Genomic DNA, 5,516 nt, shown 5'->3' on the forward strand with positions numbered 1-5,516 from the left:
CATCGTCTCCTATTCGGGTCTGGTCTATGCCGGCAACACCGCCGACCCGCAGCGCGCCAAACTCTATGGCGACATCCAGGAGAAGATGACCGACGCCAGCGCGCACCTTCTGTTCTTCGCGCTCGAACTCAACCTGATCGACGATGCCGCCATCGAAGGCGCGCTCGCCGGCGATCCCGCGTTCGGCCACTACCGGCCATGGGTGCTCGATCTGCGCAAGGACAAACCCTACCAGCTCGAGGATCGCGTCGAGCAGCTCTTCCACGAAAAATCGATCACCGGGCGCGGCGCCTGGAACCGCTTGTTCGACGAGACGATGACAGACCTTCGCTTCGACATCGACGGCGAGGAACTGACGCTGGAGCCGGCGTTGAACCGCTTGCAGGACGCCGATGGCGAGGTGCGCCGCCGGGCGTCCGAGGCGCTGGCCACGACCTTCCGCAAAAATTTGCGCACCTTCACGTTGATCACCAACACGCTGGCCAAGGACAAGGAAATATCCGACCGCTGGCGCGGCTTCGAGGACATCGCCGATTCACGCCATCTCGCCAACCGCGTCGAGCGCAGCGTGGTGGATGCCCTGGCCTCCGCCGTGCGCGATGCCTATCCACGCCTGTCGCACCGCTACTACGCGATGAAGGCGCGCTGGCTGGGTATGGAAGTGATGAATCACTGGGACCGCAACGCGCCATTGCCGGATACGCCCCAGGCGATCATCGGCTGGGACGAAGCCAGGAACACCGTGCTGTCGGCCTATCAGCGCTTTTCGCCCGATATGGCGGAGATCGCGCGAACCTTCTTCGACCGCAACTGGATCGACGCGCCGGTGCGGCCTGGCAAGTCACCCGGCGCCTTCGCGCATCCGACCGTGCCGTCGGCGCATCCCTATGTCCTGCTCAACTACATGGGCAAGCCGCGCGATGTGATGACGCTGGCGCATGAGCTTGGCCATGGCGTGCATCAGGTGCTGGCCAGCGGCCAGGGTGCGCTGATGGCTTCGACGCCGCTGACGCTGGCTGAGACGGCGTCGGTCTTCGGCGAGATGCTGACCTTCCGCTCGCTGCTCGACCAGACCACCGACAGGCGCGAGCGCAAGGCCATGCTCGCCCAGAAGGTCGAGGACATGATCAACACGGTCGTGCGCCAGATCGCCTTCTACGAATTCGAGCGCAAGGTGCATGCCGAGCGCAAGAACGGCGAACTGACCTCCGACAGGCTCGGCCAGTTCTGGCTCGAAGTGCAGGCCGAAAGCCTCGGGCCGGCGATCAAGTTGCGCGAAGGCTACGAGGTGTTCTGGACCTACATTCCGCACTTCATCCATTCGCCCTTCTACGTCTATGCCTATGCTTTCGGCGACTGCCTGGTGAATTCGCTCTACGCGGTCTACCAGAACGCCGAGCGCGGCTTCCAGGACAAGTATTTCGAGATGCTGCGCGCCGGCGGCACCAAGCATCACTCCGAGCTTCTGGCGCCCTTCGGCCTCGACGCCACCGATCCCGCCTTCTGGCAGATAGGGCTTGGCGTCATCAGTGGCCTGATCGACGAGCTGGAAGCGCTCGACGTTTGAAACACGTCCTGCAAGCGTCGCCCGCTCGTAGAACAGTTTAGCCGGAATGCATGTTGGGATGGCTTTATTATTGGCCTAAATATCTGTTCTTGAAGTACTCTCCACCGAAGTTTTCCGATAGCTTTCCACAAGCTCTATGATAGCCTTCGCTCCAAGCTCAGCCGGAGCGCATGCGGATCGGCGAGGAAAAATCTCGGCCGGCCGTGGCGCTCAGGCGGACGCGACAACGGCCGTTGGCCATGGGCAAGCAAAGCCGAGCCGACAGCTCGAACCGAAGCCGGCTGTTCTGCGAACCGCGGAATCACCATCGAGTAGTCCTTCGCCGAAGGTCATGACCCCACGGCAGACGGATCTGACTGGAGAGAGACAATGGGCACTTTTTTCTACATGCTCCTGGCGTTCCTGGTAGGCGTGTTGGTGGGCTGGTTCCTCTGGGGCCGTCTGCGCGGTGAACTCGACAGCTTGCGCGGCGACCTCGACCGTACGCGCAGCGAGCGCGACAGGTTGCGCGCCGACAGCGACCGGCTGACCAGTGAACTCGATGCATGCGGCAAGACCCGCGCCGACCTCGAGCGCCGGCTGCGCGAGGCGCAGGCCGCACCCGCCGCCGGGAGCAGCGCGGCAAAGCCGGCAGGCCAGGCGTCTGCAGCCCTGATGTCGACTCCCGCGGCGGCCAAATCTGCCGCCACAAAACCCGCGCCGGCTAAACCGGCCGCTGCGAAAGCGGTTCCTGCCAAGCCGGCGGCGAAACCGGCCGCCGCCAAAGCCTCGGCTCCAGCCAAATCCGCGACGAGTAAGCCCGCACCAGCCAAGAAATCTGCACCGCCACCGGCGAAGCCCGTATCCGGCAAGCCCGACAATCTGCGCCGGCTGATCGGCATTGGTCCGGTCAACGAGAAGCTGCTCAAGGCGCAAGGTGTCACCAGCTTCGCCCAGATCGCCGGCTGGACAGCCGCCGATATCAAGCGGATCGAGGACGTGATGAATTTCGACGGCCGCATCGCGCGCGAGCGCTGGATCGAGCAGGCGAAGCTGCTCGCCGCCGGCAACGAGAAGGAATTCGCCAAGCAGTTTCCGACGGCGGGAACCACCAGCAACACCTGATCGCCAGGCAAGAGCTGAAGATTGCAAACGGCGGCGCCAATATGGCGCCGCCGTTTGCCTTTGGCCCCTGGGTTGGCCCGGAGTCGACCTAAAGGTCGGCCCAAGGTCGGCTTTGAGTGGCAGCATGCCGTTCCCTCGATTGCGCGCGAGCGGCCCCCCATATAGAGCGGTCAACGGCTTCATTGACCGCAGCATCCGGTGCCCATGTCCCTGCCCGCCGCCATTTTCCGCAACGACGAAAGCGCGCGCCAGCTCGTTTTCGACCAGCCGGCCGATGTCATCGTGGCGCATGAGGCAAAGGATTTCCTGCCGGCGCTGGAGGCGGCGCAAGCCGCGCACGATGCAGGCAAATGGCTTGCCGGCTATTTCTCCTATGAGGCGGGTTATCTGCTCGAACCGAAGCTCGTCCCCTTGCTGCCGGACGGGCGCCGCGCCCCGCTCGTCTGCCTTGGGGTTTTCGATGCGCCGGCCGAAGAGGCGGTGCCGCCGCGCAATATAGCGGCGACCAATGGTCCGATCTTCGACGCCCGCGCGGCGTGGTCGCCCAAGGACTATGAGAAGCGGTTCTCGCGGCTGCATCAGCACATCAGGCAGGGCGATTGTTACCAGGGTAATTTGACCTTTCCGGTGCATGCGCAATGGTCTGGCGACCCGCTGGCCGCCTTCGATGCGCTGACCGAACGCCAGCCGGTGAAATATGGCGCATTGGTCGCGCTCGGCGAACCCATGGTGCTGTCGCGCTCGCCCGAACTCTTCTTCGAGATCGACGCCGGGGGCATGATCGAGACGCATCCGATGAAGGGCACGGCGCCGCGCGGCGCGACCAAGGCCGAAGACGAGCGGCAGAAGATCTTCCTGCGCAACGACGAGAAGAACCAGGCCGAAAACCGCATGATCGTCGACCTCCTGCGCAACGACATCTCGCTGATCAGCGAGGTCGGCACGCTGGACGTGCCCGCGCTGTTCCGCATCGAGACCTATCCGACGGTCCACCAGATGGTGAGCGACGTCAGGGCAAAACTGCTGCCGGGGCTTTCTATCCGCCAGATCTTCGCGGCGCTGTTTCCGTGCGGCTCGATCACCGGTGCGCCAAAAATCCGCGCCATGGAAATCCTGCGCGATCTGGAAGGCACGCCGCGCGACGCCTATTGCGGGGCCATCGGCTGGATCGCGCCCGGCGGCACGATGCGCTTTTCCGTGGCGATCCGCACCATCTCGCTCTTTTCCGGCGGCGAGGCCGTCTACAATGTCGGTGGCGGCGTCGTCTTCGATTCGACGGCGCAGGAGGAGTATCAGGAGTGTCTGCTGAAAGCGCGCTTCGCGACGGGAACACCGCCGATTTCCAGCTGATCGAGACCATGCGCTGGGAACCTGGCTCGGGCTTCCTGCGCTTCGATCGCCATCTCGCGCGCCTCTATGGCTCGGCGGCGGAGCTCGGCTTCCGCTGTGATCCGGGCAAGGTCGGCGAGGTCCTGAGCAGCGCGGTCAGCGGTTCCGGCATTGCCATGCGCGCGCGCCTCGTTTTGTCGCATGACGGCGAGGTGACCGCCGCGGCGCGGCCCTATGAACCGCTCGCCGTCGACAAGGTCTGGCTGCTGCGGCTGGCACGGACGAGGCTCGATTCTCGCAACACGCTGCTGCGCCACAAGACCAGCCGGCGACAGGTCTATACGCATGCCCGTGCCGAATATCTCATCACCCAGGCCGACGAGGTGATCCTGGCCAATGAGCGCGGCGAGATCTGTGAAGGCACGATCACCAACATCTTCGCCGATCTCGGCGACGGCATGCTGGCGACGCCCCGGCTCGACTGCGGCCTGCTGCCTGGCGTATTGCGCGCCGAGCTTCTGGATGAAGGCCGCGCCCGTGAAGCAATCTACAGCTTGGACGATTTGAAATCCGCCAGGGCCCTGTTCCTCGGCAATTCGCTGCGCGGACTGATCCCGGCCAAACTGACCTGAGAGAAGCCAAGACAATGTTCGTCGTTTCACTGAACTACAAAGTACCGCTGACCGAGATTGACCAACTACAGGCGGCGCACGTCGAGTGGCTGAAGAGCTGCTATGCGGACGGCATCTTTGTCGTCTCCGGGCCGAAGAAACCGCGAACCGGCGGCATCATCATCGCGCGATGCCCGCGCGACGTGCTCGACGCCAGGCTGGTCGCCGACCCTTTCGCCAAGGCAGGCGCGGCAGACTATGACGTCACCGAATTCGTGGCGAGGATGACCACCGGCGAACTCGACGATTTCAAGGAAGCATGAGCTTGGCCGAGGCGCTGCCCACCCACACGCCCTATGACGGCTCTTCGAAACTCTTCAGCATCGGGCTGAAGCCGCTCGATCCGGCGGACTGGATCGAGGTCGACGACCATTTGCTGCCGTATCTCGCCGAGAAGCATCGGCTCTATGCCGAAATCCCAGAGCGGGTTTTCGTCGAGGAAGACGGCACGCGGGACGCCCAGCAGGAAGTGCTCGACTTGCTCGGTGCGCATCTGCTGGAGAGCTTCCCCGAAACCTATCGGCTCGGCGGATCAGGCGTCGAGGTGGCGGGCGCCGCGAACCGTCTGCCTGCTTCCCTCGCCGATGCGCCGCTGGCCAAGGCCTCACAGCTCATTCAGGAAGACCTGATCCTGATGCGCCGCAGCGACAGCGGCTGGCGGCTGGTTGCCGGCTCGCTTTGCTTTCCCTCGTCCTGGTCGCTTCTGGAAAAGTTCGGCAAGCCGCTGCAGGACATCCACGCGCCGGTGCCGGGTTTCGGCCCGGGCACGCGTCCGGCCGAGCTGATCAACCGGATGTTCGATGGCCTCCAAGGGCAAGCCGTCGAGCGCTACAACTGGTCGATCC

General features: G+C 64.1%; 6 protein-coding genes. All 6 read left to right on the forward strand.

Features of this window, described 5'->3' with window-relative positions; translation table 11 throughout:
* A partial coding sequence (locus EN935_RS20380) for a M3 family oligoendopeptidase (protein ID WP_127373561.1) occupies positions 1–1,567 on the forward strand: 1,567 nt, incomplete at its 5' end.
* Between the two features lie 369 nt (positions 1,568–1,936).
* Positions 1,937–2,671, forward strand: coding sequence for a proton-conducting membrane transporter (locus tag EN935_RS20385; protein ID WP_126070341.1), 735 nt, complete (start codon positions 1,937–1,939; stop codon positions 2,669–2,671).
* A 204-nt stretch (positions 2,672–2,875) separates the two neighbouring features.
* Positions 2,876–4,021, forward strand: coding sequence for an aminodeoxychorismate synthase component I (locus EN935_RS20390; protein ID WP_127266134.1), 1,146 nt, complete (start codon positions 2,876–2,878; stop codon positions 4,019–4,021).
* Positions 3,970–4,632 carry an aminotransferase class IV family protein gene (locus tag EN935_RS20395; RefSeq protein ID WP_127266135.1) on the forward strand — a complete coding sequence of 221 codons (663 nt, stop codon included), beginning with the start codon at positions 3,970–3,972 and terminating at the stop codon, positions 4,630–4,632. The genes EN935_RS20390 and EN935_RS20395 overlap by 52 nt, the downstream gene beginning before the upstream one ends.
* Before the next feature lie 14 nt (positions 4,633–4,646).
* The gene (locus tag EN935_RS20400) at positions 4,647–4,934 is read left to right on the forward strand and encodes a YciI family protein (protein WP_127266136.1); all 288 of its coding nucleotides are present in this window, start codon (positions 4,647–4,649) and stop codon (positions 4,932–4,934) included.
* On the forward strand, positions 4,931–5,516 hold a 586-nt coding region (locus EN935_RS20405), incomplete at its 3' end, for a DUF3445 domain-containing protein (RefSeq protein ID WP_164771223.1). The genes EN935_RS20400 and EN935_RS20405, both read left to right, overlap by 4 nt.

The organism is Mesorhizobium sp. M7D.F.Ca.US.004.03.1.1 (assembly GCF_003998635.1).
Classification (GTDB): domain Bacteria; phylum Pseudomonadota; class Alphaproteobacteria; order Rhizobiales; family Rhizobiaceae; genus Mesorhizobium; species Mesorhizobium loti.